We start from the raw sequence: 25,751 nt of genomic DNA, 5'->3' as shown, positions 1-25,751 counted from the left end.
AAAAGTCAATCCCGTCAACAAGTCAGATTGCTGTAAGAATTAAATTGGAAGAGTACTAGTTATCTTTAGTTTTCTATAACCCAATTATTTGTCCACATGAAACATGTTATCTGTGCACTATTGGTGGCACTTGTATTTACCGTGAACAACAGTCAGGCGCAGGATTGCCTGGGCATGACGTTCAAGACCGGTATGAACTTCGAATTGAGTCATTTTAATGCCAAAGAAAAGCCAATCGGGAAAGTGCTTTATCAGGTCAAAGATGTCCATAAAGAAGGGAGTTCGACGGTGATGGACATTACGGCGCAGTTTGAAGATGAGAAAGGCAAACAACGTCCACCTTACCTTATTCACTACACCTGCACTGGCGACGAACTGGTGGCCGACATGGCAGGGATGATGCAGGCCATGCAAAATGGTGGCATGAAAGACATGGAGCTGAAGCTGAAAACCAATAAGCTTGTTTACCCCGGCAAACTCAGTGTTGGGCAGAAACTAAGTGATGGACAAATGGAGGCTGAAATGAGCAGCGGTGGTGGCGGTCCAATGGCAAACATGAGTATGACGATGGCGAATCGGCAAGTAGAAAGTAAAGAGCCGATTACAACGCCTGCCGGAACATTCGACACCTACAAAATCACGGCTGACGTCAATTTTGAGAATAAGGTGATGGGTATTCCCATTCGAAATACGATGCGTGTAGTCACCTATCGAACTGAAAAGCAATTGTTTGACGTAAAATCAGAGTCCTACAACAAGAATGGTAAGCTAATGGGCTACTCGCTGTTAACAAAAACCAACTGACGAAAAAAGATGTATGATATAGAGTATATGATGTATTTATGCTGAGAAATCATACATCATATACCCTATATCATACATCTTTACGCAACTTTGTTGCAAAAAAGTGGGTTAACCTAAAGAATCATTGCCCAAGGCATTGTATTTTTGTGCTTACTCATGAAAACAGATAGTCTCTCCCGTAAAGCGGATTATATTGGTATTACCGGCTCGGTGTTGTGCATCATCCACTGCCTTGTTACACCCGTATTGTTGCTAACGACTTCTTTACTTCAGGACACAACTCTTCGTGTGGGCTACCTCAGCCTGGACTACGTCTTCATTGGGGTCAATATCATAGCCGTTTATTTCGCTACCCGACATTATGCCCCTCGGGCCATTAAAATAGCCCTTTGGGGCTTTCTGAGTCTGTTCAGTATAGCACTATTGCTGGAAGAAACGGCACCTGCTTTTGAATACCTCGCCTATGCATCTTCGGCGGGTTTGGTTATCACGCATATACTGAACATCCGGCAACACCGGGTAAGTCATACGCATTAGTCTGAACCGCACGGGCGGCCCCGCAGGATTTTTATGATTGTATTGATTAGCATGATTCTGAAAACCGTTTCTGATGCTAACAAAATCATAGTCGGTCAATCAAATCAAACAAATCCGGTTTCAGTTAGCGCTAAACGCCCGGTTCGTCATAAACGTATTATCCGTCAGGGTGAGCAGGAAGGCAATGATTTGCGCCTTTTCCGTATCGGTTAGGGCTATACCGAGCTTCCCGTTGGTTTTCAGCGCTGGGTCGAGCGTAGGGCTATCCGTAACACCTGTTCGGTAATGCTCAACTACTTGATCTAAAGAACTAAAGCGCCCATCGTGCATGTACGGAAATGTTTTCTCCACATTCCGCAGGCTCGGCACTCTAAATTTCAATCGGTCAGCTTCGTTTAGGGTTATGGTGTAACGTCCCTGATCGTTGATACCACTAACCGGAAGGCCATTATTGCGGTAACTTTTATCGGTAAATAAATCTGTCGCATGGCAAGTGGCACACTTCTGCTGAAACAGTGCTAATCCCGCCAGTTCATCGGAAGTTAGCGTTCCCCCACTCTCCTTTCTGACGTATTTATCGTAACGCGAATCGGCAGATACAAGCGTTAGTAAAAACTGCGAAATGGCTTTCAGGAAGCGGGCCGTTGTGACGGTGTCAGAGCCAAAAGCGGCTTTGAACAAGGGCGGATACTTAGGGTTTTTCTGAACCCGATTGAGTGCTTCCGAAAACTTTAAATCCATTTCGACGGCGTTCTGAATGGGCGAAATGGGCAATTCGTCCAGACTCGTGACGCCCCCATCCCAGAAAAACTCACGATCCCAGGCCAGATTCTGCAAACCCGGCACATTGCGCGTCCCGAATTTATTATCAATTCCATGACTCAGCGGATGGTCGGAATGGCCAAACCCGGCAAACTGCTGGTGGCAGAATCCACAACTAAGGCTCGTGTCGCGCGAAAGCATGGGGTCGTAAAACAATGTTTTCCCTAAAGACACCCCTTCCACCGTCAACGGGTTCGTTGTCAGGTCGTAGAGTTTGGTTGGGAAATTAGCTGGTTCGCGAAGTGTAACGGGCGTAGTTTGATACTGAATGCCACCGCCTGGATCAGGAGGGACTGGATCAGGGTCTGATGTTTTCTGGCTTTGGCAGGCAATCACCAATGCAAACAGAAGCGCACTAAAAAACAGCCCGATCCGCTTTGCCGATATGGTTTTCAGAAAAATCATTGATTGGCCTGAACACCCGCCAGACTGAACATCTGTGCGTAATTGTTAGAAATATTGGTCGAATAGGGGTCAAACATCACGGACGAATACTGGGCTATACTCAGTTTGGTAGGCCCATCAAATATCTTCATCACATCGGTTTTGAGTTGAACCAACGGCACAGCACCAGCCTGTACAGCAGCAACACTACTCGAAAACGGAATCGTTATCGTCCGTAAGTTATTAATGGTTTTCTTTCCATCATAGCCCCCCCCAAAACCACCAACGTGGTAGAAGAAAGCATTATTTTGAAGAGCGGGTGCCACCGGAGACGTCCCTTCCAGCTTCAGGAAAATATAACCCGAGTTCCACTCCCAATACATACCATCGTTCAGCGCCGGATCGAGCACGCCCGTTCGTTTGGTGATGTCGGCCAGACTGCGCAGGCTATCGACCCCAACCGTAAACGTCAGACCGGTGTAGGTGCCAGCGGGCAAGTTGTTCAAGGTAATCGTCTGAGAAGCGGGTTTATCCTCCTGAATCAGAAAATAACTGCTGTCCTGCGGGACCACATAGTCGCTGCCATCCTGTTTTCGAAGGCGAATATTGCTAACGAAATAGTTGAATTTGGTAACGGTGAAGGTTTCGCCGGAAGAGTTCTGGTAGGAACCCGTACCTAGTTTCAAATCCGACGTGCTGACAACATTATCGAAGGCAATTCGCAGCTTTCCGGATGACGTCGTCAGCGGGTTTGTGTCGTTCGAATCGCAGGCAAGAACAAAGAGCCCAATAGCCAGTATGGCCAATAGTCCAGCGGTAGTAGTCGTTTTCATAGCGTAGAATGCATCACAACAACAGAAGGAGTATGTTCGTAGGTAACGAAAAAAGAGCCTAAAATCATCTAGGCTCTGGATTAAATCTGTGTTAGGAAAATGATTGGCTGATTATTTTTTGTCATTCCGACGACAGGAGGAATCTCACGCTTCTCGTTTGGGAAATTTGAGATTCCTCCTGTCGTCGGAATGACAAAAAAGGAAAAAACTCTTCTACAAACTCTTCAAATAGGCCAGACTCTTAGGCACTTGTTGCTCCACAGCCATGCTTTCGTCTTCGATGTAGAAATGGTCGATGGAGGTTTTGCGGGCTGCTTTCAAAACGGCTGGCCAGTCGATTTGTCCAGTTCCCAGAACTACCGATTGTGAATTGGCCATCCCCCCTTTATCGCTGTGCGGTACGCCTTTCTCTACGTCTTTCAGGTGAATAAGCCGGAAGCGTTTGGGGTATTTCAGGAGCAACGCAGCGGGGTCCTGTCCGGGCAAGTATGTCCAGGTTACGTCCATTTCATAGCCAACATATTCCGGATTGGTTTGCTTCACCAAATAGTCGAACAGAGTGCCATTCTCGTAGGGTTGAAACTCGAAACCGTGGTTGTGGTAGCAGAACATCATACCTTTGGCGTGTGCCAGTTTCCCAAAGCGATTGAACACCTCGGCAGCTTTCTGCATCATTTCCAGGGTGGCCGCTGTCTTGTGCGGGATCGAACCGATCCGGATGTATTTAACCCCCAATGCCTGGGCATTTTGCAGAATGGAATCGGGCTTCAGATCAATAGCGTCGTAACTCACACCATAGCTGCTGCACTTCTGCCCACGCTGATCGAGCAGGGTGCGTAATTCAGGTGCCGTTTTTCCAAACAGGCTTGAAAATTCGATGTCGGTAATGCCCCAGGCTTTGATCTTGTCGAGCGTACCGGGAACGTCTTTACTAAAACTCTCGCGCATCGTGTACGAAACAATGCCGGGTGTTTTAGGAAGCAGTTTGCCAAACGGTTGCGCCTGCACTGCCGATGTTCCAAACAGGAGCGGTAGTAAAAATAGGGTTGTTCGTTTCATGCTGAAATTCAAAATAAGAAAAGGAATTTACAAATTAACGAGGATGCTAGACCGGCTAGCTATTTTATTTCGACAGGATTAACAGGATTTGCAGGATTTTTATTGGCCCTAAATCCTGCAAATCCTGTTAATCCTGTCAGAAAAGTAAATCATTTTACAACGGGAAACGCCACAACGCGCAACTTGGTACAGCCGTAAGGAATGAATGTCAGGGTTTCAACTTTGTCGGAAACCTCACCCTGATAAATGCCTTCGCGGGTTGTAACCGGCTGACGGGCTACACCTTCCACCAGCTTCCAGTTCGGAATCTGACGCCCCGTTGTTTTGATTTCGATGGGTGCACTGGCTTCGTTCCAAACGAAGTTAGCAGGCATTGGCCTGACCGTGACCGTCGTGTTTTTTTCTGGATCTTCGATGATTGCTTTCGGCAACCCATAGTTCCAGGCAGTTTTTGGCTGATATTCGAAATACGTACCTTCCGTTTTTTCAGTCTTTTCATCAACCGTCGATTCTACTTTTAAAGCATAGACGAGCGGTCCCCGTTCGATGGTACGTGAGTTTTTTGCCCAGTTGCTGGTCCGAACGGGCATGGGCAGTTTCAAAATTACTTTGTCGCCATTTTTCCAGGCTCTCGACAGGCTGATTACCTGCCCGCCCTTATCGGAACGCAACTTTTGCCCGTTAACAAACACCGTTGCTTCGGTGCACCAGCCCGGAATGCGTAAGGCGAAGAGAAACGTTGTGGTTTGTGGCAAATTGATCGTAAACGCAATCTGATCCTCAAACGGATAGTCCGTTGCCTCCAGAATTGTCACCTCTGTTCCATTAGCAACTTTGGCCTTAAGCGTATTCGGGGCATATTCCAGGGCGGCAACTCCACCCGATCCAGTGGCATACCACAGATGCGACGCAAATTTGGTCCAGCCCTGGTGCATGTTAGCCGTGCAACAGGTGTAACCTGCGTAAGGGCCAAACACATTGTTCATCCCCCGCCCAAATGGCAACGAGAAATCAAACACACCCCGCGACACCTGCACCTGATTGGCAATCTGGAAATACTGCCGCGACCGGTAATCGTCGGTGGTTTGGGTAGGCAACGCGTTGAAGGTCATCCGTTCGAGCGCATCCATGTACGAAGGGTCACCGGTGATGCCGATGATTTCTTCCAGCGAAAACATGGTTTCAACGATGGCGCACAGTTCAACGCCCTGCGTCGGTTCGTTGCCGTGCAAATCTTCGTCACCCGAGAACATACCGTGTGGCAGGCCGTGCAGTGTCATCAGATCACCGAAGCCCGTTTTCACCGCATTCAGGTATTTAGCGTCTTTTTTGGCCCGGTAATATTCGGCGGGGAGTTTCAAACCCATACCCACATTAACCGCATGGCGATCCATCCATTTCGTCCCGGTTTGATTTACAGCCGCATCGATGGCCCAGTTGCGGCCGCCCAGCAGGTCGGTCCAGTTGGTGGTCTGTTTGTAGAGCAAATCGGCCAGATCGAGCAGGAACTTATCGCCCGTGTGATCGTAGAGCCAATACACGCTCATGATATTGTCGCCACCGCGCGATTCTGCCCACTCGGTCCATTTCGCCAGCGGGCAGGTTTTCAGGTTCGCATATTGGTACTTGAAATACTTCGTCATGAACGGAATCACGCGCGGATCGTTGGTTGCCGTATAATACTGTTGCAATACTTTGAGCATCACCATTCGTGGCCACCAATCGGCTCCATCGGCGCAGGACTCCATAGGTTTTCCTTCCAGCTCTTTCTTGGTCAACGGGCCGAAGAACCCGCTGGGACGCTGATGATCCAGATTCCAGTTTACGTATTTCAGGACTTTCTCTTTCAGGGCTTTATCGTCCAACTGATAGGCTAAGGGCAAAGCGCCATCGAGCCAGTAAGGCGTTTCTTCCCAGGCATCGCCTTTGCCCCCAAGCCAGCCGTTATCGTGTTGAACCTTCGCATGATACTCATCCAAATGGCCAGTCGCGCCATTTTTCATGATGACCAGTTGCTGGTACAGCCAACCTTCGGGCTTGATAGCACCCAGTGGTAATTCAATGTATTTCTGCGGAGCTAACGGTGCGCGACTCGTTACGTACAGCGGTTTCTGCTGGGCGTGTGATAACGCTGTTGTCAGCAACGCAATGCCGGTTAAATGGACTACGAATGAAGTTTTCATGAAGTAAATCGGCGTTGTGCCAGAAAACTAAAGACGCTTACGAGCCAATTTACCCTATTGGGTCGACGAAAAAGCATCGTGATGGAGTTAACAGTCAAGCCTGTGGCCACAAGTCTTTTTCAACCTATCTTGTAAACGGCCTTACATTGGCTATCTTGAGAATGTTATCAAGCCCCTACCCCATCATGGCCTTCTTCCGTGAATATGCTCCTCATCCGGCCTTGCAGACATTCGTGCGTCATTACTGGATTATTCACATTCAACTCGATCCTAAAACCCCACGAGCGCAATTACCCACAAAACCCTATCCACCCAGCCCAGAACAGTGTCTGTACTTTTATCCTTACAACCTGCCTCACAGCGTTAAAGCAGGCAATCAGGCTCCCGAAGGTGCTACCGCTGGTATTGTAGTAGGGCAGCCGCTTACGCGCATGAACATCACCCTTAACCCCAACTACCTGATGCTGAAAGTCAGTTTTCAGCCGGGGGCTCTGTTTCGACTGTTGGGAATACCAATGAATTTGCTCGTGGATGACCACGCCGATCTGGAAGCGATTACGGGCAATCTCGTAAAAGAAGTATATGAGCGCCTTCCGGAAGCAGCTGGCTACGAAGCCATGATTCGGCTTGTTGAAGACTTCCTATTACGAAAAGCTGCTCAGTGTCAGGCAACTGTCTTACCAATCGATAGGGTTGCTCAACGCATGCTTGATCCGGCAGCCTATCATCAACTCGATCAGTTAGCTAACGATGCCTGCCTGAGTATACGCCAGTTTGAACGCAAGTTTCGCGAGCGGGTAGGCGTTAGCCCTAAACTATTCACTCGAATTGGCCGATTCAGACAGGCTTATAAACTCCGCGAAATCGACCCCAATCGCTCCTGGCTCGACATTGCCTATGCCTGTCAGTATTATGATCCGAATCACTTAGTCAAAGATTTTCAGCAGTTTGCAGGCACTAGTCCCAACCAGTTATTTACCGAAGAGTTAGCCCATCGGCAGTTGATGAACGCCTTTGCCAGCCGGTCAGGCCGGTCCTGAAGTTGTCGTTTTTTTACTATGCTCCTGATGCTCTGTTGGCTCAGTTTTGCGGTAAATTACACAACTATGGAAAACACAAGTCGTTATCTGCACAGGGCGGCAATAGGCTATTTCATTGCCAGCGTAGGTTTACTGGCCTTCGGATTCCCATTTTGGTTTTTAAATGCCATCGACAAGATGCCCAAAGGCCGCTTTTTTCCCCCTTTCTTTTATCTGGTCGATGACGTGTCAGGAATTTGGCTAACCAACTGGCCTCAGTTAATAGGAAGCTTAGGATTACTTATTGGGGGTATTTCACTTTGGCAAGCGGGCGAGCCAATCGGTTTTGAAAAAAAGAGGAGGCTGCTAGTTGTCCCGATAGCTGGAGCGATCAGTTATTTGCTAAGCATATGGGTGATTTTACCTTTTGCCCCATTAGGAGCCATCCTGAATGGATTAGGGATGATCGTAGTAGGTGTTGCCAGCCTTAAATCGAAAATTTGGACAGACTGGAAACGGTATACTCCGCTCCTGATAGGGCTTTTTCCGTTTGTATTTATGTTTCCGCTCCGGTTTTTAACCGGGGCACGACCTCCTGCCATGATTGGTCTCTGGGGCTTCGCCTGGTTAGCGTTGGCAGTAGCCGTCTGGCAACGATCAGCAGAGGTAAAAAATGTATCGAAATTGGCATCGAACAGCTAAATGGAATTGCTTAGGATAGCGCCGACGATTATATAGCGTAGCCAGGCCAGACAATTTATAGAACTCACAATCAGAAGTTTGCACGAAATTTCCGGGGTTTAGCCAATTTTTAGTTAGAACTAACTATTGTAGCCCAGCGGTGCTATCAGGTGCTTTGTGGATGCATATTCATCTTATCAAGAAACTGTTATGAATCGCAATCACACCCTGTTATCTCGCTTATTGCTCGTTTGCGTCGCATTAGCTGCTCTGAGCTGTTCCTCCGATGACCCGATCAAAGAGTTAAAGCTATTTTTTGGCTCTTATGCCGGTACTGCTACTAATCAGAACAACAGTGCCGATAAAAAAGCAATGAGCATAAACATCACCAGTGAAAGCAATCCCATTGCCGGTACGTATGTGCTAGCTGGAGCAACCGGAAAAGTATCGGGCTCGGTACTGGGAAAAATTTTGGATTTGACACTCAAGCCCGATGCAACGGGCACCACCTACACGTTTTCGGGCACAACCAATGACGACAATAGTGTGGTGACCGGAACCCTAACTGGCGTAGAGTCCTCTACGACGGTTAAGTACAGTGTATCTCTGTCGCAATAAAGCAAACGACGGCATAACCTCCTCTCAGCTACATCCATCAGAACGCCTACAACCTAAGTCAAAGCGTTCTGTGCGGATACAGAATCAACCTTAACCCAAATTAAGGTTTACCTACAGCTAGTTGTTTTAGTCAATAATCCCCTACCTTTGTCGGGCAACTTTAGGGGTGTCAGTCCAAACCGGGCTGACTGAGAGACTACCCTCATTACCTGATGCAGTTCGTACTGCCGTAGGGAAAAGTTATCTGGACACGCGCTGCGCTTCTAAAGTTGCTGTTTACAAACTCTGACGAACAGCAACATGTCTCCAACTACGCAAGCCCTCTGGACCGACCTGACTCAAATCCGCAATCAGGCTCCGCTTGTCCACAACATCACCAACTTCGTGGTCATGAACAACACAGCCAATGCCCTGCTGGCTGTAGGGGCCTCGCCCGCCATGGTTCACGCGCCCGAAGAAGTCGAAGAGTTTGTTTCCATTTCCAGCGCCCTCGTCGTCAACATTGGCACGCTCGATGCCACGTTTGTGGCTGGTATGAAGCTCGCGATGCGTCAGGCAAAGTCGCTGGGGAAACCCATCGTTTTTGATCCGGTTGGTGTTGGGGCAACTACATACCGCAATCGGGTCAGCGAAGAACTTCTTGCCCTAGCCCCTCCTGACATTATTCGGGGAAATGCGTCCGAAATTATGGCCCTGGCCGGACTGAACGCACAAACCAAAGGCGTTGATAGCCTCTATGGGTCGGATGCCGCTCTCGACGCAGCTCGACGGTTAAGTTCTGTTTTAAGCTGCGTGGTGGTCATCAGCGGAGCAACCGATTACATCGTTCAGGGCGAACAGCTAGCTTCCGTAGCCAATGGGCACCCACTTATGACCAAAGTAACGGGCATGGGCTGCACGGCTACGGCCATTATGGGAGCTTTTGCCGCTGTTAATAGCAACTATTTTCAGGCCGCTGCACACGCCATGGCCGTTATGGGTATTGCGGGCGAATTGGCGGTTGAGACAAAACAGGCTCCTGGGAGCTTACAGGTCAACTTTCTGGATGTGCTACACGCCCTGTCCGAATCAGAAGTTGAGGAACGGATTAAGCTGTCGTGGTCATGAGCCAGTTGTATTTAGTGACCGATAGTGCCATTGCTCAGGCGGCAGGGCATTCGCTGACTTTCGTGGTTGACGAAGCCTGTCGGGCGGGTGTTCGATGGGTGCAGTTGCGGGAGAAATCCCTCTCGACCCGCGCCATTCTGGAACTCGGTAGGGATTTGAAACGCATTACACAAGCTTACGGAGCCAAACTCATTATCAATGACCGGGTCGATATTGCGCTGGCCGTTGATGCCGACGGCGTTCATGTCGGGCAGGAAGACATGCCGCACGAGCTGGTGCGTTCGCTGATTGGGCCGGACAAAATCATTGGCCTCTCGATCAATAATCTGGCAGAACTGGAAGCGGCTCAAGACGCCGACGTAGACTACCTAGGCATTGCTACCATCTTCCCAACGGGCACCAAGCAGGATACATCCAGCCTGTTGGGACTCGCGGGGCTCCAGGAAATTTGCAGTCGAACCCAGCTACCTACCTTCGCCATTGGCGGCATTAATACCCGAACGATTCAGGACATTATCCGAACCGGCGCAACAGGCTCAGCTGTTGTTTCGGCCATTTGCGGGCATACTTCACCTTACGAAGCAACTCATGAGCTTATAAAACTGATGGATGATGCACAGACAAAAGTAGTGTCGGTTTTAAGAAACCGACACCACTCAAAGTGAATAGCAAAATTACGCCCGGACGTAGCCGTCCGGGCTACGAAAATGAGAAACTACACACGCGTTTTAACAATTGCTGGCTCGGATAGTGGCGGAGGAGCTGGTATCCAGGCTGATCTGAAAACATTCTCGGCGCTTGGCTGCTATGGGATGTCGGTGATAACGGCCCTGACGGCCCAAAATACGACATCGGTGACGGGAATTATGCCTGTGCCCCCTGCCTTCATCGCCGAACAGTTGAAAGCTGTATTGAGTGATATTGGTGTCGATGCGGTTAAAATCGGGATGCTTCATTCGCCGGAAGTCATTGAGCAGGTGGCTCAAACACTAACCGAATTTGGGGTATCTAACATTGTGCTGGACCCGGTGATGGTGGCGAAAAGTGGAGACAAACTCTTACAAGATGCAGCCATCGACGCCCTCATAACTCAGTTACTGCCCATCGCATCGGTTATTACGCCTAACCTGCCCGAAGCCAGCGTTTTGCTAGGCCGTCCGGTCGAGACGCTGGCCGATATGGCACCTGCCGCAACCGATCTGGCCAAACTTTGCCCTGGAGCCATTCTGGTGAAAGGAGGACATTTAACAACCGAAGAAAGCACCGATCTGCTGTTTGTTTCTGCCACCGAATCCCATTGGTTTCCGACGAACCGCATTCAAACCAACAATTCGCACGGAACGGGTTGTACACTTTCCTCGGCCATTGCCTGTGGATTAGCCAAAGGACAGTCGGTGGTTGAGGCCGTAGCAGCCGCCAAAGCCTACCTGACGGGGGCGCTTCAGGCAGGGGCACAGTATCAATTAGGGCATGGTCATGGCCCGGTTTACCATTTTTACACCAACTGGTCTTAGAAAACGATGCGCTTCACCGAACAACTCTGGCAAGATATTAGCCCAATTTATTCGTCCATCCTGACGCATGGCTTTGTCGATGAACTCATGACGGGGCATCTCCCAACGGCGACATTTCAATACTACATCCAACAGGATGCCCTGTATTTGGCCGATTTTAGCCGCGCCCTGAATCAGTTGGCCGCGCGGGCCACCACGCCCGACGACATGCTGCAATTCACGCAATTTGCGCAGAACGCAATTCTGGTTGAACGGGCTTTACACGAGACCTATTTCTCGTTGTATGCAATTCAACCAGAAACCACGAAAATGCCCGCCTGCTTTGCGTATACGAACTATTTGCTAGCTACAACCTCGCTCCAATCGCTCGCCATCGGGGCAGCCGCTGTTTTGCCCTGTTTCTGGATTTACCGACAAGTGGGCAAGCACATTTACGAGCGCGCCATTCAGGAAAACCCGTATCGTGCCTGGATTGACACGTATGCTGGCGACGCCTTCGACCAGTCGGTCAGCAAGATGCTCGACCTAACCGACCGTTTTGCTGCATTAGCCAGCCCAACCGAGCGAATCCAAATGCAGGAAGCCTTTCGCGTATCGAGCCGACTGGAATGGTATTTCTGGAATGATGCCTATACCCAGAATCGGTGGTTGGTGTAGACCGGTATTTTTTGTCATTCCTACCTTAAGAGGAATGACAAAAAATACGATTTCTGATTATTGTACTAGCTTCATATTGACAGGGTCCCAATGAATGATCTTTTTGCTAAAAAAACTAGCATTACAAGCAAGAGCAGGCGCAGCGGCTCTGAAACCAAACTCCCCATTCTCAACCACAGGTTTACCCGTTCTGATCGAATCGAAGAAATTAGTAAAATGGTCCAGGTGGTCATCGTAGCCAGCAGGCGCTTTAAAGACAATATCCTCTTTAGTAGGTCTTCTTCGTTGTTCGGGCGTCCATTTCGCGTCGTAATCCTTTTGCATGTCGTCCTGCATAGCCTTCGAAAATGTGAACAGGGAATCGTATCCGCCAAATCCGGGAGCCTCAGGCATTAGGCTGTGTTTGACCGTAATATTATTGCCGATCACATCAATAACACCTTCTGAGCCAACCAGTCGGATAACTTCCTGACCGCCCGTACCACTGATAAAATTCACTTGTAAGGTCAACTGGAAAGCAGCGTGTTCGGGGCTGTCGGGATATTGCATCACACCCGACATCACATCCGGCAGATTACGTCCATCCTTCCAATAACTGAATTGCCCGGTGCTGTAAATAGTTTTAGGGCCTTTTGAGTTGGTAATGAAGTGAGTACCACTTAGCAAGTGGATAAACAAGTCGCCTGCTACGCCGGTACCGACTTCTTTAAAAGCCCGCCACCAGAAAAACTTCTTCGCATCGAAGGGCATTTTGGCCGTAACGCCAATAAAGCGTTCCCAATCGGTTGTTTGGGCACTGGCGTCTTTGGGAATCGTGTACTCCCAGGCCCCAATCGAACTTTGCCGGTCATACACGGCATTCACCATGTTAAGCTTCCCAATTTCACCAGCCGCCAGCAGCTCTTTTGCCTTGGCATAACCGATACTACTCACTCGCTGGCTGCCCACCTGCAACACCTTACCCGCCTTTTTAGCCGCTGCCATAACCGGATAACCTTCGCTAATTTTATAGACCATCGGCTTTTCGCAATACACGTGCTTGCCTTTTGCCAGAGCATCCAGCGTAATGCGCGAATGCCAGACATCATGCGTTGCAATAATCACGGCGTCGATGTCTTTTCGCGCCAGCAGCTCTTTATAATTTCGGGTGGTGTATAACTCATTCCCGAATTTCTCCTTCGCGTTTTCCAATCGACCGGTATACAAATCGCAAATGCCCGCCAATTCTACACCGGGCACTTTGAGCGCAGTAGCCAAATCAAAATGTCCCTGCACGCCGTACCCAATCACACCTAGGCGGATAGTGTCATTAACTGAGACTGGTTTCTCGTAATGAATAATGCGTTCTTCGGCTTTTTCCTGGGCAGCCAGAGACGACAAAGGCGAGGATGCCGCCACTAAACTGGTAGCTCCAATTTGTTGTAAAAACTGTCTTCTTGAGCTTGAATTATGCTTTTGCATGTAAAAGGAGGGTTACGAACTGATAATTGAACAAGTTCTATTTTCGACAGGATTAACAGGATTTTCAGGATTTATTTTACTGCTATCCTACTCAACAAATCCTGTTAATCCTGTCAAAAAAATGTTTTAGGATATCCATAAGCTAAACTTGTCTTACATTTAGTTGACCTTGTAGCTGACGAAGGCAAATTTTCGGCTATCAGGGCTCCAGGAAGGTATGTACCCTGACCACCATAAAAAACGGGCGTAACATCTTTGATCGCTTTGGTTTTAAGGTCCATCAATCGAAGTTTGACATTTTTACCAAACAAATGATTTTGCTTTTCGTCAGACATATAAGCAATGTAAACAATATGCTTATTATCGGGCGAAGGATGGGCAAACCAGTTCAAATTTTCATCGAAAGTTAATTGTTCGGGCTTCGATCCATCGGGCGAATAATCGGGGCCATCGTCCGATCCTTCAGTAGTAGTCAGCCGTTTTTCGGTTCCTCCCTCAACCCCAATCGTATAAATATCAACATTCCCGTTGCGCTCGGCACAGTAAGCGAGCGTCTTACTATCGGGAGTCCAGCCATGCCAGAACGACGGTACTTCGGAGGTGATTTTTTTAGGTTCTCCCCCAGCAAGCTCAGTATCCTGATAAAGTACGCCAGTTAAAAAGCCAGTGGCATCGGTAGGCAAACACGCACCAGGTATTTCCGAAGCCCGGTAAGGAAAAATAAGGGAAGCACGTAGATTCTTTCCTATTCGGGGGCTGTTTTCACATAGACCCTTTTTCATTGTGATTTTTGGCAAATGGACCCCGATATGGTTTTCCCGAATTGTTGCTACATTCCCGTACAATCATTAAATGCAATCTGTATGAATTCCTGAAAGAGAGTTAGCTAAACAAACGGTTAGAGGCAGAACAATGATTTTATCAATTAACTCAACCGTTATGGATAGTATTAATCAACAGCAACCCGAAAAAAATCACGAAGATTTAGCAGGTGCCGAAGCCGGAAAAAAAATAAAAGAACTAGTCGGCAAAAGCAATACCTGCTATTTCTGCACAAAGATCACGACTGGTGAACCCCTGAAAACAAGGCCGATGTCGGTACAAAAGGTAGATGACGATGGCACTTTCTGGTTTTTAAGTGCTGACGACAGTCATAAAAATGCAGAGATAGAGACTGACAACAAAGTTCAGCTTCTCTTCCAGGGCTCCGATTATTCCGATTTCCTAAGTGTATACGGAGTGGTTACTATTTCTAAAGACAAGCAACTCATCAAGGAACTCTGGGAACCCATTTTAAAAACGTGGTTTACAGAAGGCGAGGATGACCCGCGTATTACAGTACTAAAAGTAGACGTTCAGGAAGGCTACTATTGGGACAATAAACATGGCAATGCAGTGGCCTTTGTCAAGACCATTGCGGGTGCAATTATGGGTAAAACCCTGGATGATTCCATTGAAGGAACATTAAGAGTATCCTAGCGAACTGATCCGTTTGTGCTATCAGGTCTGCATCTTCACCGATCTGGTAGCACGAACGTTCTCGCACCTCCCATTATTCACGTCTAATGGCTTCGACGGGATCAAGTCGGGCGGCTCGCATGGCGGGGTAAGTACCGAAAATAACGCCGATCAACATCGCAATCACCATGATGATCATAAACGTATTCCAGGTATACGCCATCTGAAAAGGCACATCGGTAAGGGCTTTTACGATCGGCACAAAAGCCAGCGTGCTTAGCAGGCCCAGCGCCAGGCCGAGTAGACTACCAAAGGTTGAAATCGTGATGGATTCTGAGAGGAACTGCCACAGTATATCCTGTTTTTTCGCGCCAAGAGCTTTGCGAACACCTATTTCCACTGTGCGCTCCGTTACCGAAATCAGCAAAACATTCATGACCCCTATGCCGCCTACCAGCACCGAAATGCCCACAATCATACCCATGATCAGCCGAAATAGCAGGAATCCTTTAGCTACTTGACTCACCCGCTGCTCGTTGGTGATAATCGAAAAGTCGGCCAGTTTTGCCTTCATGTTGCTAGTCAGCCAAGTCTCGATCTGCTTTTTCAATTCAGGCACTTCCTCAACGTTTTTGGCTTCAATGATACCCATAGGCGGGGTAACTTTCAGAACGCTATCCGGAAATAGCGTAACGGGCATCATCAACTGCCCAACTTTAGCATCTTTATCAGCCGAAATTCCGATCACAGTCAGCAAAGTACCTTTATACACAACCTGCTGATTGATCGCCGTTTTCTCAGGCTTCTTCCCTACTAATTGCTTCGCCAATCGCTGGTTGATAACGGCAACGGAACGTTTATTTTTCAGGTCGGTTTCGCTAAATGCAGTGCCATGGAGTAACTCAATATCGGGATGAAGCGGCAGGCTCATGCCAGTAACAATTGTTCCAATAGAGCGATTAGCTGCCTTTGCGACAATCTCATCGTTCTGTCGACTATAGAGGTAGCCGGTTGCTGGTTTTGTCAGGCTCGCCCGCAGCTTCAGGAAAGAATCGTGATTTAAATAATCGTAGTTCTGTTTCTTCACCCCTACCTCATTCACCGATTTGTAAAGGTTGGGTTGAATCAGAATGGAATTGAGCGAGGTTGTTTTCGTGATCTGCTCCTGGGCGTATTGCTCCATCCCATCAATCAATGACAGCATAGCCACTAGCGCAGCTACCCCAATCACAATACCCAGTATCGACAGAATAGTATGAAAAAAGCGCGTCCGAATATTTTGGAGGGCCGTTACAAACGAAACCAGGATTTTCTTGGCCATGAGCGGTGCAGTGCTAGCGTAGAAGCCTCAAAGTAAGGCACTTTACTAACCCAATGCGACGCTTATGTGATGAGAGGTTTTCTGACTGATTTCTTCTTAAGCGAAAGGTGACCCTTTTTGGGTTAAATATCGGCCAATGTTAAACGAGATGCCATTCAGTATCTCAACATCTTTGTGCCAATCCTTCACTTGCCAATCCTCGTTAGGTGTAGCTACGGTCACTTTTTTGGCTTGAGTCGTAATCCAGATCACTTTCTCGACGCCAAATTTCAGTAGTTTCTCTGTTTTCCGGAAGATATAGTTATCACTGGTCACATCGGTAGGATCGGCAGTAATATCTACTTCAATTACGACCTTAGGAGGTACCTGGGCATAAAACTCATCAATAGCTTCGATGGGTAGGGTGGCACTATCGAAAATGAGAATGTCGCCCGCTAAATTATTACGTTTGTCGAGATGAAGGCCTGCTTCGCTCGACAGAATGGTAAATTGATTTTCATCTATTTGCTTACCAAGTAATATAATAAGATGGGTAACGATCAATGATTGTAATGTGCTTGAACCCATAATTTCTGAAAACGTTTTCGTGCCTGCCAGTACCTCCAGATAGCCTTTGTAATGAATAGGCTTACCATCCATGATTTCGTAAATCAGGTACTCCGGCACTTTCGCTTTGGGCTTTCGCGCTTGCACTCCAGACTTGGTTGCTATCATTTTTCGCTCAGTTTTTACTAGTCAAAGATACCCCAAATTTATTATTTGCTCAACCTAAACGTACTCACAGCTTTCCCGGTTGCACCTACCAATAATTCCGTTTTTCCCGCAACCTGTACAGTCACCAGATCGCGAACGTCGCCATCCCATAGTAAGCCTGATTGTTCCATTGGTACGTATGCAAACTGACCTTTGCCTTTGTTCAGAAACAGTTGCCCTCGGTTCGCGTCTTCCTTACCCAATCGAACGCGGTTGTATTCTCGATTTCCACCGATTAGCAAATCCGGCAATCCATCGTGATTGACATCGGCAGTTGTCAGTGCATAGGCAGGGGCCATCTGTGCCTCGATGGGTAACGGCTGCATGGTAAATTTTGGCGTTGCACCTCCATCATTATGAAACAGCACCGTTTGGAGCGTCGTAGCCTCCAATTTCTGGGCGCGGTTCAACTCCTCCGGATCAAACAAATCGGTGATTGTTGCTTTGGAATAGCTGGTATAATCCGGGAACTTCTTCCGCAACGTCACCACCTGATCGAGCATTTCGTCGCGGGCATTGAACGGGTGTGGCTCTCCATTAGTGCGGCCTGTTCGGTCATAACCGGCCAACACGGGCAACAGCGAACCGGCTACATTCTTAATCCCGTACAACGTCAGAGGTCGATTAGGCGACGCCAGAAGTTGGCTGTTCAGTCCGGCATTGGCGGCTATGATGTCAGGATTGCCGTCGTTATCAATATCCTGTATCAGCAAGCGATTCCAACAACCGGGGATAACTGGTAACCAATCGGCAAGCGGCTGTAATTTTCCCTGCTGAAAGGTATACGGTTGAACTGGGCCAAAATCAGTAGCCACCACTAGTTCAGGGCGTTTATCGTGGTTGAGATCAGCGAATACAGCATCCGTTACCATACCCAATTTGGCCAGAATGGGTTGCAGGCTTGCTTGCTCCGTAAAATGGCCTTTGCCATCATTCAGCAACAAATGACTGGCGGGAAGTTCAGGGTAATGACCCGGCACAACTCGCGCTCCAACGAATAAGTCCTGATCGCCATCGCCATCGATATCAGCCGCGCGCACATAGGACGCACTTACCCGCACATCGGGAAACGAACCGGCTTTCGTCAAATGCCCCTTGCCATCGTTCAGGTATAACCGTACTTGCAAACGGGCATCACCAGCCGGAAGCTCGTAACCGGCACTGCCGACGACTAAATCCAGATCGTGGTCGCCATCAACATCGACCCAGCTTGCTCCCGCATCTTCACAAGCCCGGTCGGCAAGTAAGGCTGGTTGAGGCATAGGTGTAAATCCAGTGGGGCTAACCAGAAGTACCTGACCACCCTGACCTCGCCCACCGCCAACAAAAACATCCGGCTGCCCATCGCCATTCACATCGCCAACGGCGAAATACGGCCCTATTTGAGATAGCATATACGGCAATAATGGTTGAATCTTGAAGTCGTTAATGGCTTCCTGCTGATGCGTTATGACGATCTCATTATCTGCTTGCCAATAGGATTTGGGCAGAACGGGCAGAGCCATTTCGCCCGTTGGTGCATAGGTAATTGTAAGCGGTTCCGTAATTTGAGTTGGCCGAACAAGCTGCGTTTTGCCATCCGCCCAACGAATCTGTACAGAGTCGACCGCTGTTGTTTTGCCCAAACCAAACAGTAAGGGCATGTACATGGACGACTGAAATCCACGAACGGGCATAAACTCCTGTACCTGCATCTGCCCCCCTGCCCAAACGGTGGCGCGTGCTCCCATTATTTTTGCAGGGTTCGGGCTTTTTAGTTGAAGACTAAGGTGATTATTTCCATCCTGTTTGTCAGCATGATTTTCATAGATACTGGCTTCGGCATTCACGTTGTTGATTACCAAATCCAGATCGCCATCATTATCTAAATCTGCGTAGATCGCTCCGTTCGATTGCGACGGTTCGTTGAATCCCCACGCTTTTGTTTCATTCGTAAACGTTAACCGCTTATCCGAATCGCCGGACCGATTTCGGTAGATGTAATCAGGTGCATCGATGCTGGGCATTTTGGCAATTACCTCCATCGGATTCGATTGAGCCCCTGTCTGGCGTGCCTTCAACTGCTCGTCCATTGTGAACTTCAGGAACTCCATATTCGTGTAATCACGCGCGTAGCCGTTGCTCACGAACAGGTCCTTCCAGCCGTCATTGTCAAAATCCGCAAACAGCCCTGCCCAACTCCAATCGGTATTAGACACCCCAGCCAGTTGACCGATTTCGCTGAAAATTGGGGTGGAGGGAGGAAAGGAGGAAGGGGACGAGAGGGAGGAAAGGGATTTGTCATTGTCTTTTCCCTCTCCTCCCCTTCCTCCCCCTCGTCCCTCCCCTTCCCCCACATTCAATTGCAGCATATTGCGCATGGTTTGGTGGTGAAAACCGGCCCGGAGGAGCTGGCTGTATTTATCGTAATTATCGTCGCCGGAGGTTAGCTTGATGCGTTCGTTCCCTTCGGGGAGCATGTCGAGAGTTAGCAGATCGATACGACCATCGTTGTTTACATCGGCGGCATCGGAACCCATCGAATAGAGCGATGTATGGCCCATTGCATCCCGCACGACTTCTCTAAACTGGCCGTTCTGCTGGTTGATGTAGAGATAATCGTTTTCGTTGTAGTCGTTCGAGACGTAGAAGTCGAGCCAGCCATCGTTGTTGAAATCGCTCACGGCCACACCCAGACCAAAGCTCAGAACGTTCGAAACCATCCCGGATGTGTTGGATACGTCAACGAATTTGCCGCCCGTACTTCGGTCGTTTCGGTATAGTTTACTGGAGTAGTTGGGGTTCGTTTGCTGTTTAAAATCGCCAATCATTCGGCTGAAACCCGCAAATTCCTGCACTGAGTGATTGAGCAGAAAGCAATCCAGATCCCCATCCCGATCATAGTCGAAGAAAGCGGCCTGGGTTGAATAGGCCGGATCATCGAGACCATATTCAGCGGCTTTTTCAGAGAAGGTGAGATTCTTGTTGTTGATAAAGAGCAGGTTCCGGCGAAGCCGTGCATCCGTTGCCGCCGAGCGACAAACGTACAGATCGAGCCAGCCATCGCCATTAATGTCGACCGCCGAAACGCCGGTATTCCAGCCATCGGCAGCACCAACGCCTGCTTTGTCGGTAATGTCTTCAAAGGTTACCTTACCTGAGCCGGGTTCGGTTTTATTTAGGTAGAGTTTGTTGGCGTTCAGGTTGCCGGTGAAGTATAAATCCGTCAGGCCGTCGTTGTTGAAATCGCCCGCTGCCACGCCCCCACCGTTATAGAAATAGCCGTATTTCAGCACATTGAATTCGGGCGATTCGTCCAGCGTGTTTTTAAACGTAACGTTCGTTTGGGAGGACGGAAGTTTCTCAAATAAAGTATCAGCATTGTCGCAGGAAGCGCAAAGTAATACGAGCAGGCAGAGCGAAAGTAGCTTCATAGGTTAAATATAAACCGCGACGGCGGACCGCGCAAAGGGCACAAAGGAAAACGCAGAGGCCGCTGAGAAAACTCTGCGACCTCTGCGTTTTCTTATACGTTTATAAAAAAATTAGTTTTTGTCCCACCACAACGGCGTCGTTACCTTATCGGCACCGCCTAGGAGCGATACGGCTTTAGCCGCTTCCGTTGCATTGGTTTGCTGTTCAACCAGCAGAATCGGGATACGACGAAGAACACCGCCCGCTGGAATATCCGGGTTGTCGGAGTTCGCGACTGGGTACAGTTTCGGGAAACGTGTCCGACGGTATTCAGCCCAGCCCTCGAAACCATCCGGGAAGATAGCCAGCCATTTCTGGGTACCAATCTGCTCCCGCTGAATAGCTTCGGTGCTGCCCCAGGCTACCGGAATGTTGCTCAACGGTGCTGATTTCAGGTAATCATTCGGAGCAACCGGCGTTTTCGTGCTAGTCTGATAAGCACTGATAGCCGCAGCGCTTGTTACACCCCATTGAGTCAGGGACATAGCGATACCCTTGTTATAAAAGTCCTTCGCAGTGCCGCCCATGTTCCATCCGTTCAGGGCACCTTCGGCCATCAGGAAATAGGCCTCGGCAGTTGCCATTACGTTTTGAGGAGTAGCCAGGCCTGTCGAGGTCCAGCGTTGCCCTACGTGCGAGTTGGCATCGGCAACGTTAACAGGATCGGTTAACTGAGTTGTCGCCAGACCATTGCGTAAACCTTCATAGGTATTGGTTTTTACGGCAGGCAGGAAGTAAGTTGGCAAACGAGGATCGTCGTAGCCTTTCAGAACCGATTCCATAGCCGCACTCATCCGGAACTCGTTCCAGTCCGACATGATCGAGAGGCCGTTGTTGTCGCCCCCTTTGGTACTACGAGCCACTAAAGCATCATCGTCGGGGCTGGTTGTCAGAACACCACCCGCTACCGCTGCTTCGGCTTCGGTTTTCGCACGAGTAGGGTCAACTTTCGAGATCCGTAAGGCCAGACGAAGCCGGAGTGTGTTGGCAAACTTGATCCATTTGTTCACGTCGCCACCATAAATCAAATCGAATGAGCCGTACGGTTTTTCCGACGTTTTACTCTTCAACAGCGTCGTGGCAGCCGCTAACTTTTTGAAGAAGTCGTCGTAAATTTTATCCTGCGCATCGTAGGCTACTGACGTAGCGGGTTCACCCGCTTTGAAGTATGGGATTGGCCCAACATAATCGGTCCAGCGGTGAAATGAATACACCCACCAGATGTTTGCCAGTGCATTTTCGGCCGAACTGGCATCGGTATTCGCCAAAATGGTTTTCAACTGGGGTACCACTTCCGTGTATTGGGCGGTCCAGGGGCCTTGTAGCCAGTCCATCCGAATCACGAACCGATCAGAAGGAAAGTACGTGGCAACGCAAGCGAAATACTGGGCATACTGATCAGAAAAAAGGTTTTGACCAACCTGATAGTTACCACCGGGAAGCGTTGCTGCCGATTGCGCTTTCGAAAACAAGTAAGGAATTTCGCCCGCACCAATAACTGATATTTTGGTTTGGTTCGTGTTGATCTCTTCGAAATTCTTCGTGCAGCCAACAGCCCAGAATAACGGAGCCGATAGGCTTGCCGCCACGAGCGTTTGCCGCAATAGCTTTTTATAGGATGTCATAATGACGATAGTTTCGAATTAAAAAGAAAGTTTAAGATTCAGACCGATGCTCCGGTTCGACGGCAGTGTACCGTATTCAACACCCTGGAAGTTACCATTGGTGAGGTTCATGTCTGGATCGAACCACATTTTCCGTTTACCAAGGCCGGGGATGTCCAGCAGGGAACTACCCCGATAAAACCAGAATAAGTTGCGGGCCACAAACGACAGACGAGCCGACTTGATGAAGAAGTTCGATGGAACGGGAATACCGTAGCCAAGCGACACTTCGCGCAGACGAACGTTGGTCGCGTCATAAGCGAAGAATTCGCCCCAGCCGTAGCGCTTGCCCGATACCGTTTGCCAGAATTGCTCAGCCGTAATGGCCGTCGAATTCGTTTTCCCAGCGCCAATCATCGTTACGCCATCAGCACCAGCCACGCCAGCCGTTACACCCGGCAATACCCAGCCACCGCCCCGATTCTGCGCCGTTACTTCAGGAATACCGCTGAACGCCAGGTTCATTTCTGTACCCGATACCGCTATACCTCCAAACCGACCATCGACCAGGAAGCGGAGTGAGAAGCCTTTATAGGTGAATGTGTTGGTGAAGCCTAATTGCATTTTCGGGTTAAAATTCCCGATCAATTCCTGATCTTTCGTGGCAACCGGTAAGCCCGTCGATGAAACAGATGCTTCTGAGACAGTAGAGCTACTCGATTGAGAGCCGATTAGGTACTGGCCTGTGGCTGGGTCTTTCGCCCAACGATACGACACGATATCACCGTAAGAACCGCCTTCGGCAACGATTGGCGATGCTGACCGACCGTAACCGCCTGACAGGAACGCCGTTTTAATATCGGGCGACAGGCTAATGATTTTGTTGCGGTTCAGGCCCATGTTTAGGGTCAGATCCCACGAGAAACGATCCGTTTTGATGGCCGTTCCGTTGATCACCACTTCGAGACCCATGTTGCGGATGTCGCCTGCATTGATGTACTGATCTTTAAAGCCCGACGCTGGTGCCAGACCTAATTTCAGCAACTGGTTGATCGAGTTCGTTTTGTAAGCCGTAACGGTTGCTCCCAGTCGATTGCTGAAGAATCGGGCATCAACGCCGATTTCTACGCTTTTCGTAATCTCAGGCTTCAGATTTCCAATCGCCAGCGTACCATCGCGACTAATAAAACCAGACCCGGCTCCTTGCGAGTAGGAATAGAACTGATTTAGCAGATATGGATCAGCTGCGTTTCCTACCTGAGCAAAAGAACCGTTGATTTTCAGGAACGAAAGCGGTCCCGACAGTTTCAGCAGATCCGACAGAACAACCGAAGCACCAACCGATGGGTACTGGAACGAATATGGCTTAGGCAAAGTAGACGACCAGTCATTCCGTAGACTGGCGTTCACGAAAATAGCATCCCGCCAGGCCAGCGATGCCTGACCAAACAACGATTGCGTTTGTACACGCGTAAAATCATCCGTTGTGCTCAGGTTCGTACCAAAAGCAAGGTTAAATTTGTTAGGTACGTTCAGGCCGTCCGCTATGGCATTGGCCGATTGGTACCGGATATCCTGAATGATGGCACCCGCCTGATAGTCGATCGTCAGATCTTTACCAAGATTGTTTTTCCCTTCAATCAACAAATCGTACCAGCTTTGGGTATTCACGATGTTGTTCCGTGAGAACTTACCACCCGCCTGATTGGCCCATAAAATCGTTCCCTGCGCATAGCTTTCTTCGTTTTTATCGAAGTACTTATCGAGGTTAGCCCGGCCCTGAACACTCAGGAAATCCGTTAGTTGATATTTCGCCAGAACGAACCCGATAATCCGATCCCGATATTGATTGATGGCCGTCTGATTGGTCATCCAATACGGATTCTGGTAGATAGAGTTCAGCGTTGATGGCCAGGCCGTTGGGGTCAGCACATTATAGGCATTCGGTGCAGCATAATTCTGCGCTGTTGACAGACTCACGTTACGTGGAATCTGATAAAGATCAATTACCGGTGCGTTTTCTTCACCCGTCCGCGGCTTGTTGATCACCGACTGATTGATGTAGGTCACCTTCGCATCGGTCGATAATTTCGAGCTGATCTGGTTCGACAAACGCAGGTTGATCGTATGGCGCATGAGGTCATTGCCTGGTACCGTTCCCTGTAACGCGTTGTTGGTATACGATAAATACGTCTGCGATTTCTCCGAACCGCCCGTAATACCAATCGAATTATTCCAGCTTACCGCCGTGCGGAAGAAATCACGAATGTTGTTCGGTTGCGCTGAATAGGTATCCGTTTTGCCCAGATAGTTTGTATACGACTGACCCGTCATAGCTGCTCCCCAGCTAGCACCAACGGTAGGGTCCAGCTTTCCGCCAACACCCTGACCATACTGGTTTTGTACCATTGGCAAGGCAAACGGCTTATCAATTGAAACGCCCGAGTTGACATCGACCGACACCCGACCCGATTTACCACGTTTCGTTGTAATCAGGATTACACCGTTAGCGGCCTGACTACCATACAACGCAGCCGCCGACGCACCACGCAGTACGGTTACATTCTCAATATCATCAGGGTTGATGTTCGATGCCCCATCGGAGTTCGCAACGCTACCGAAATCGCTGGTTGCCTGTCCGAATGTGCTATTGTTGATCGGGACACCATCCACAACCATCAGGGCATTGTTTGTCCCCTGAATAGAACGGTTACCACGCAACACAATCCGCGATCCAGTACCGGGTCCACCTGAGCCTTGCGTGATATAGGCCCCAGCAATTTTCCCTTGTAACGTGTTCAGTACGTTACCATCCCGCACCTCATTGATCTGAGCGGGTTTTATAGCCTGAGTTGCATAGCTCAGCGCTTTCGCTTCCCGTTTGATACCTAATGCGGTTACCACTACTTCGCCAAGTAGACGATCATCGGTTGCCAGTGAAACAGTAAGCTGGGATTGCCCCGGCGCTACAGCTACATCTTTCGCCACAAATCCTACCGATGAAATGGTTAAGACTACATTTCCAGCAGGAAGCGTCAGCTTAAATTCACCAGCGGCATCCGTCGTTGTCCCTCGTGAGGTTCCTTTAATAACCACGTTTGCCCCAGACACGGTCTGGCCCTGCTCGTCGCGTAATACGCCAGATAGTTGCCTGTCCTGCGCCCAAAGTGGCCCAGTTATGGCAAATAGCAGCAAAATGCAACAAAGTACATTTTTTAACATAATGATAGAATAGGTTAGAATGAAATAGTAATCTTAAAAAATATTATTTTGACTTTACATTAAAACTCAGAATTCTATTGAATATTCTAAGTAAAAGCCTGATAGTTCTTAAAAAAATTTAAAATTAATGTACTTTTAATGTAGAAAAGACGGTATAAAATACCCATAGGTAAAATAGGTAATTACTCAAATCAATATTTTCATATCACAATAAAATCAATAAATAATTTTATTTGCAGGGACATAAATCGCCCTATGAAC

At 48.8% G+C, this 25,751-nt stretch carries 21 protein-coding genes and 1 riboswitch; of the genes, 10 read left to right on the top strand and 11 right to left on the bottom strand.

The features are described 5' to 3' along the window. Nucleotides 1-96 precede the first annotated feature (96 nt). Together ACYVGR_RS22275 and ACYVGR_RS22270 are read left to right on the top strand one after the other, a co-directional pair. Nucleotides 97-804, top strand: coding sequence for a TapB family protein (locus ACYVGR_RS22275; protein WP_460960795.1), 708 nt, complete (start codon nucleotides 97-99; stop codon nucleotides 802-804). Between the two features lie 156 nt (nucleotides 805-960). Further along, nucleotides 961-1,341, top strand: coding sequence for a MerC domain-containing protein (locus tag ACYVGR_RS22270; protein ID WP_460960793.1), 381 nt, complete (start codon nucleotides 961-963; stop codon nucleotides 1,339-1,341). A gap of 120 nt (nucleotides 1,342-1,461) precedes the next feature. Here the strand turns inward: ACYVGR_RS22270 and ACYVGR_RS22265 are convergent, their stop codons facing one another. From ACYVGR_RS22265 to ACYVGR_RS22250, 4 genes are all read right to left on the bottom strand, one after another. Continuing rightward, nucleotides 1,462-2,568, bottom strand: a complete 1,107-nt coding sequence (locus tag ACYVGR_RS22265; protein WP_460960791.1) for a cytochrome-c peroxidase — start codon at nucleotides 2,566-2,568, stop codon at nucleotides 1,462-1,464. Next, a complete protein-coding gene (locus tag ACYVGR_RS22260) occupies nucleotides 2,565-3,380 on the bottom strand; it encodes an MbnP family protein (RefSeq protein ID WP_460960789.1) in 816 nt (271 codons plus the stop codon). The genes ACYVGR_RS22265 and ACYVGR_RS22260 overlap by 4 nt, the downstream gene beginning before the upstream one ends. Before the next feature lie 213 nt (nucleotides 3,381-3,593). Further along, nucleotides 3,594-4,439: a sugar phosphate isomerase/epimerase family protein gene (locus ACYVGR_RS22255; RefSeq protein WP_460960787.1), complete on the bottom strand. Its 846-nt coding sequence runs from the start codon at nucleotides 4,437-4,439 to the stop codon at nucleotides 3,594-3,596. Nucleotides 4,440-4,588: 149 nt separating this feature from the next. Next, nucleotides 4,589-6,622, bottom strand: coding sequence for a beta-L-arabinofuranosidase domain-containing protein (locus ACYVGR_RS22250; RefSeq protein ID WP_460960785.1), 2,034 nt, complete (start codon nucleotides 6,620-6,622; stop codon nucleotides 4,589-4,591). Nucleotides 6,623-6,807: 185 nt separating this feature from the next. On the opposite strand from ACYVGR_RS22250, the gene ACYVGR_RS22245 reads away from it, so the two are divergent. The 7 genes from ACYVGR_RS22245 (at nucleotide 6,808) to ACYVGR_RS22215 (ending at nucleotide 12,218) form a co-directional block, all read left to right on the top strand. Further along, a complete protein-coding gene (locus tag ACYVGR_RS22245; RefSeq protein WP_460960783.1) occupies nucleotides 6,808-7,662 on the top strand; it encodes an AraC family transcriptional regulator in 855 nt (284 codons plus the stop codon). Nucleotides 7,663-7,728: 66 nt separating this feature from the next. Beyond that, on the top strand, nucleotides 7,729-8,343 hold the full coding sequence (locus ACYVGR_RS22240) for a hypothetical protein (protein WP_460960781.1): 615 nt from the start codon (nucleotides 7,729-7,731) through the stop codon (nucleotides 8,341-8,343). Nucleotides 8,344-8,532: 189 nt separating this feature from the next. Then, nucleotides 8,533-8,940, top strand: coding sequence for a hypothetical protein (locus ACYVGR_RS22235; RefSeq protein ID WP_460960779.1), 408 nt, complete (start codon nucleotides 8,533-8,535; stop codon nucleotides 8,938-8,940). A 152-nt stretch (nucleotides 8,941-9,092) separates the two neighbouring features. Then, nucleotides 9,093-9,193, top strand: a riboswitch (TPP riboswitch). 47 nt (nucleotides 9,194-9,240) lie between these two features. Continuing rightward, nucleotides 9,241-10,047: a hydroxyethylthiazole kinase gene (gene thiM / locus ACYVGR_RS22230; protein WP_460960777.1), complete on the top strand. Its 807-nt coding sequence runs from the start codon at nucleotides 9,241-9,243 to the stop codon at nucleotides 10,045-10,047. Continuing rightward, on the top strand, nucleotides 10,044-10,712 hold the full coding sequence (thiE, locus tag ACYVGR_RS22225; RefSeq protein ID WP_460960775.1) for a thiamine phosphate synthase: 669 nt from the start codon (nucleotides 10,044-10,046) through the stop codon (nucleotides 10,710-10,712). The genes thiM and thiE overlap by 4 nt, the downstream gene beginning before the upstream one ends. A gap of 42 nt (nucleotides 10,713-10,754) precedes the next feature. Beyond that, a complete protein-coding gene (gene thiD, locus ACYVGR_RS22220; protein ID WP_460960773.1) occupies nucleotides 10,755-11,561 on the top strand; it encodes a bifunctional hydroxymethylpyrimidine kinase/phosphomethylpyrimidine kinase in 807 nt (268 codons plus the stop codon). 6 nt (nucleotides 11,562-11,567) lie between these two features. Beyond that, complete coding sequence (locus ACYVGR_RS22215) at nucleotides 11,568-12,218, top strand: TenA family protein (protein WP_460960770.1); 651 nt, start codon at nucleotides 11,568-11,570, stop codon at nucleotides 12,216-12,218. A gap of 57 nt (nucleotides 12,219-12,275) precedes the next feature. On the opposite strand, the gene ACYVGR_RS22210 is transcribed toward ACYVGR_RS22215, so the two are convergent. Together ACYVGR_RS22210 and ACYVGR_RS22205 are read right to left on the bottom strand one after the other, a co-directional pair. Continuing rightward, nucleotides 12,276-13,679 carry a Gfo/Idh/MocA family protein gene (locus ACYVGR_RS22210; RefSeq protein WP_460960768.1) on the bottom strand — a complete coding sequence of 468 codons (1,404 nt, stop codon included), beginning with the start codon at nucleotides 13,677-13,679 and terminating at the stop codon, nucleotides 12,276-12,278. A gap of 113 nt (nucleotides 13,680-13,792) precedes the next feature. Beyond that, nucleotides 13,793-14,461, bottom strand: coding sequence for a hypothetical protein (locus ACYVGR_RS22205; RefSeq protein WP_460960766.1), 669 nt, complete (start codon nucleotides 14,459-14,461; stop codon nucleotides 13,793-13,795). A 157-nt stretch (nucleotides 14,462-14,618) separates the two neighbouring features. Between ACYVGR_RS22205 and ACYVGR_RS22200 the strand changes: the two genes are divergently transcribed. After that, nucleotides 14,619-15,158, top strand: a complete 540-nt coding sequence (locus ACYVGR_RS22200) for a pyridoxamine 5'-phosphate oxidase family protein (protein ID WP_460960764.1) — start codon at nucleotides 14,619-14,621, stop codon at nucleotides 15,156-15,158. A 73-nt stretch (nucleotides 15,159-15,231) separates the two neighbouring features. Here ACYVGR_RS22200 and ACYVGR_RS22195 read toward each other — a convergent pair whose 3' ends face one another. From ACYVGR_RS22195 to ACYVGR_RS22175, 5 genes are all read right to left on the bottom strand, one after another. After that, nucleotides 15,232-16,458, bottom strand: coding sequence for an ABC transporter permease (locus ACYVGR_RS22195; RefSeq protein WP_460960762.1), 1,227 nt, complete (start codon nucleotides 16,456-16,458; stop codon nucleotides 15,232-15,234). A 96-nt stretch (nucleotides 16,459-16,554) separates the two neighbouring features. Continuing rightward, nucleotides 16,555-17,172, bottom strand: a complete 618-nt coding sequence (locus ACYVGR_RS22190) for a Uma2 family endonuclease (RefSeq protein WP_460960760.1) — start codon at nucleotides 17,170-17,172, stop codon at nucleotides 16,555-16,557. Nucleotides 17,173-17,213: 41 nt separating this feature from the next. Then, nucleotides 17,214-20,624, bottom strand: a complete 3,411-nt coding sequence (locus ACYVGR_RS22185; protein ID WP_460960758.1) for a VCBS repeat-containing protein — start codon at nucleotides 20,622-20,624, stop codon at nucleotides 17,214-17,216. A gap of 111 nt (nucleotides 20,625-20,735) precedes the next feature. Continuing rightward, complete coding sequence (locus tag ACYVGR_RS22180; protein WP_460960756.1) at nucleotides 20,736-22,289, bottom strand: SusD/RagB family nutrient-binding outer membrane lipoprotein; 1,554 nt, start codon at nucleotides 22,287-22,289, stop codon at nucleotides 20,736-20,738. Nucleotides 22,290-22,307: 18 nt separating this feature from the next. After that, complete coding sequence (locus ACYVGR_RS22175; RefSeq protein WP_460960753.1) at nucleotides 22,308-25,490, bottom strand: SusC/RagA family TonB-linked outer membrane protein; 3,183 nt, start codon at nucleotides 25,488-25,490, stop codon at nucleotides 22,308-22,310. Nucleotides 25,491-25,751: the final 261 nt, after the last annotated feature.

Source organism: Spirosoma litoris, assembly GCF_054776755.1.
This window is presented reverse-complemented; position numbering and strand designations above follow the sequence as displayed.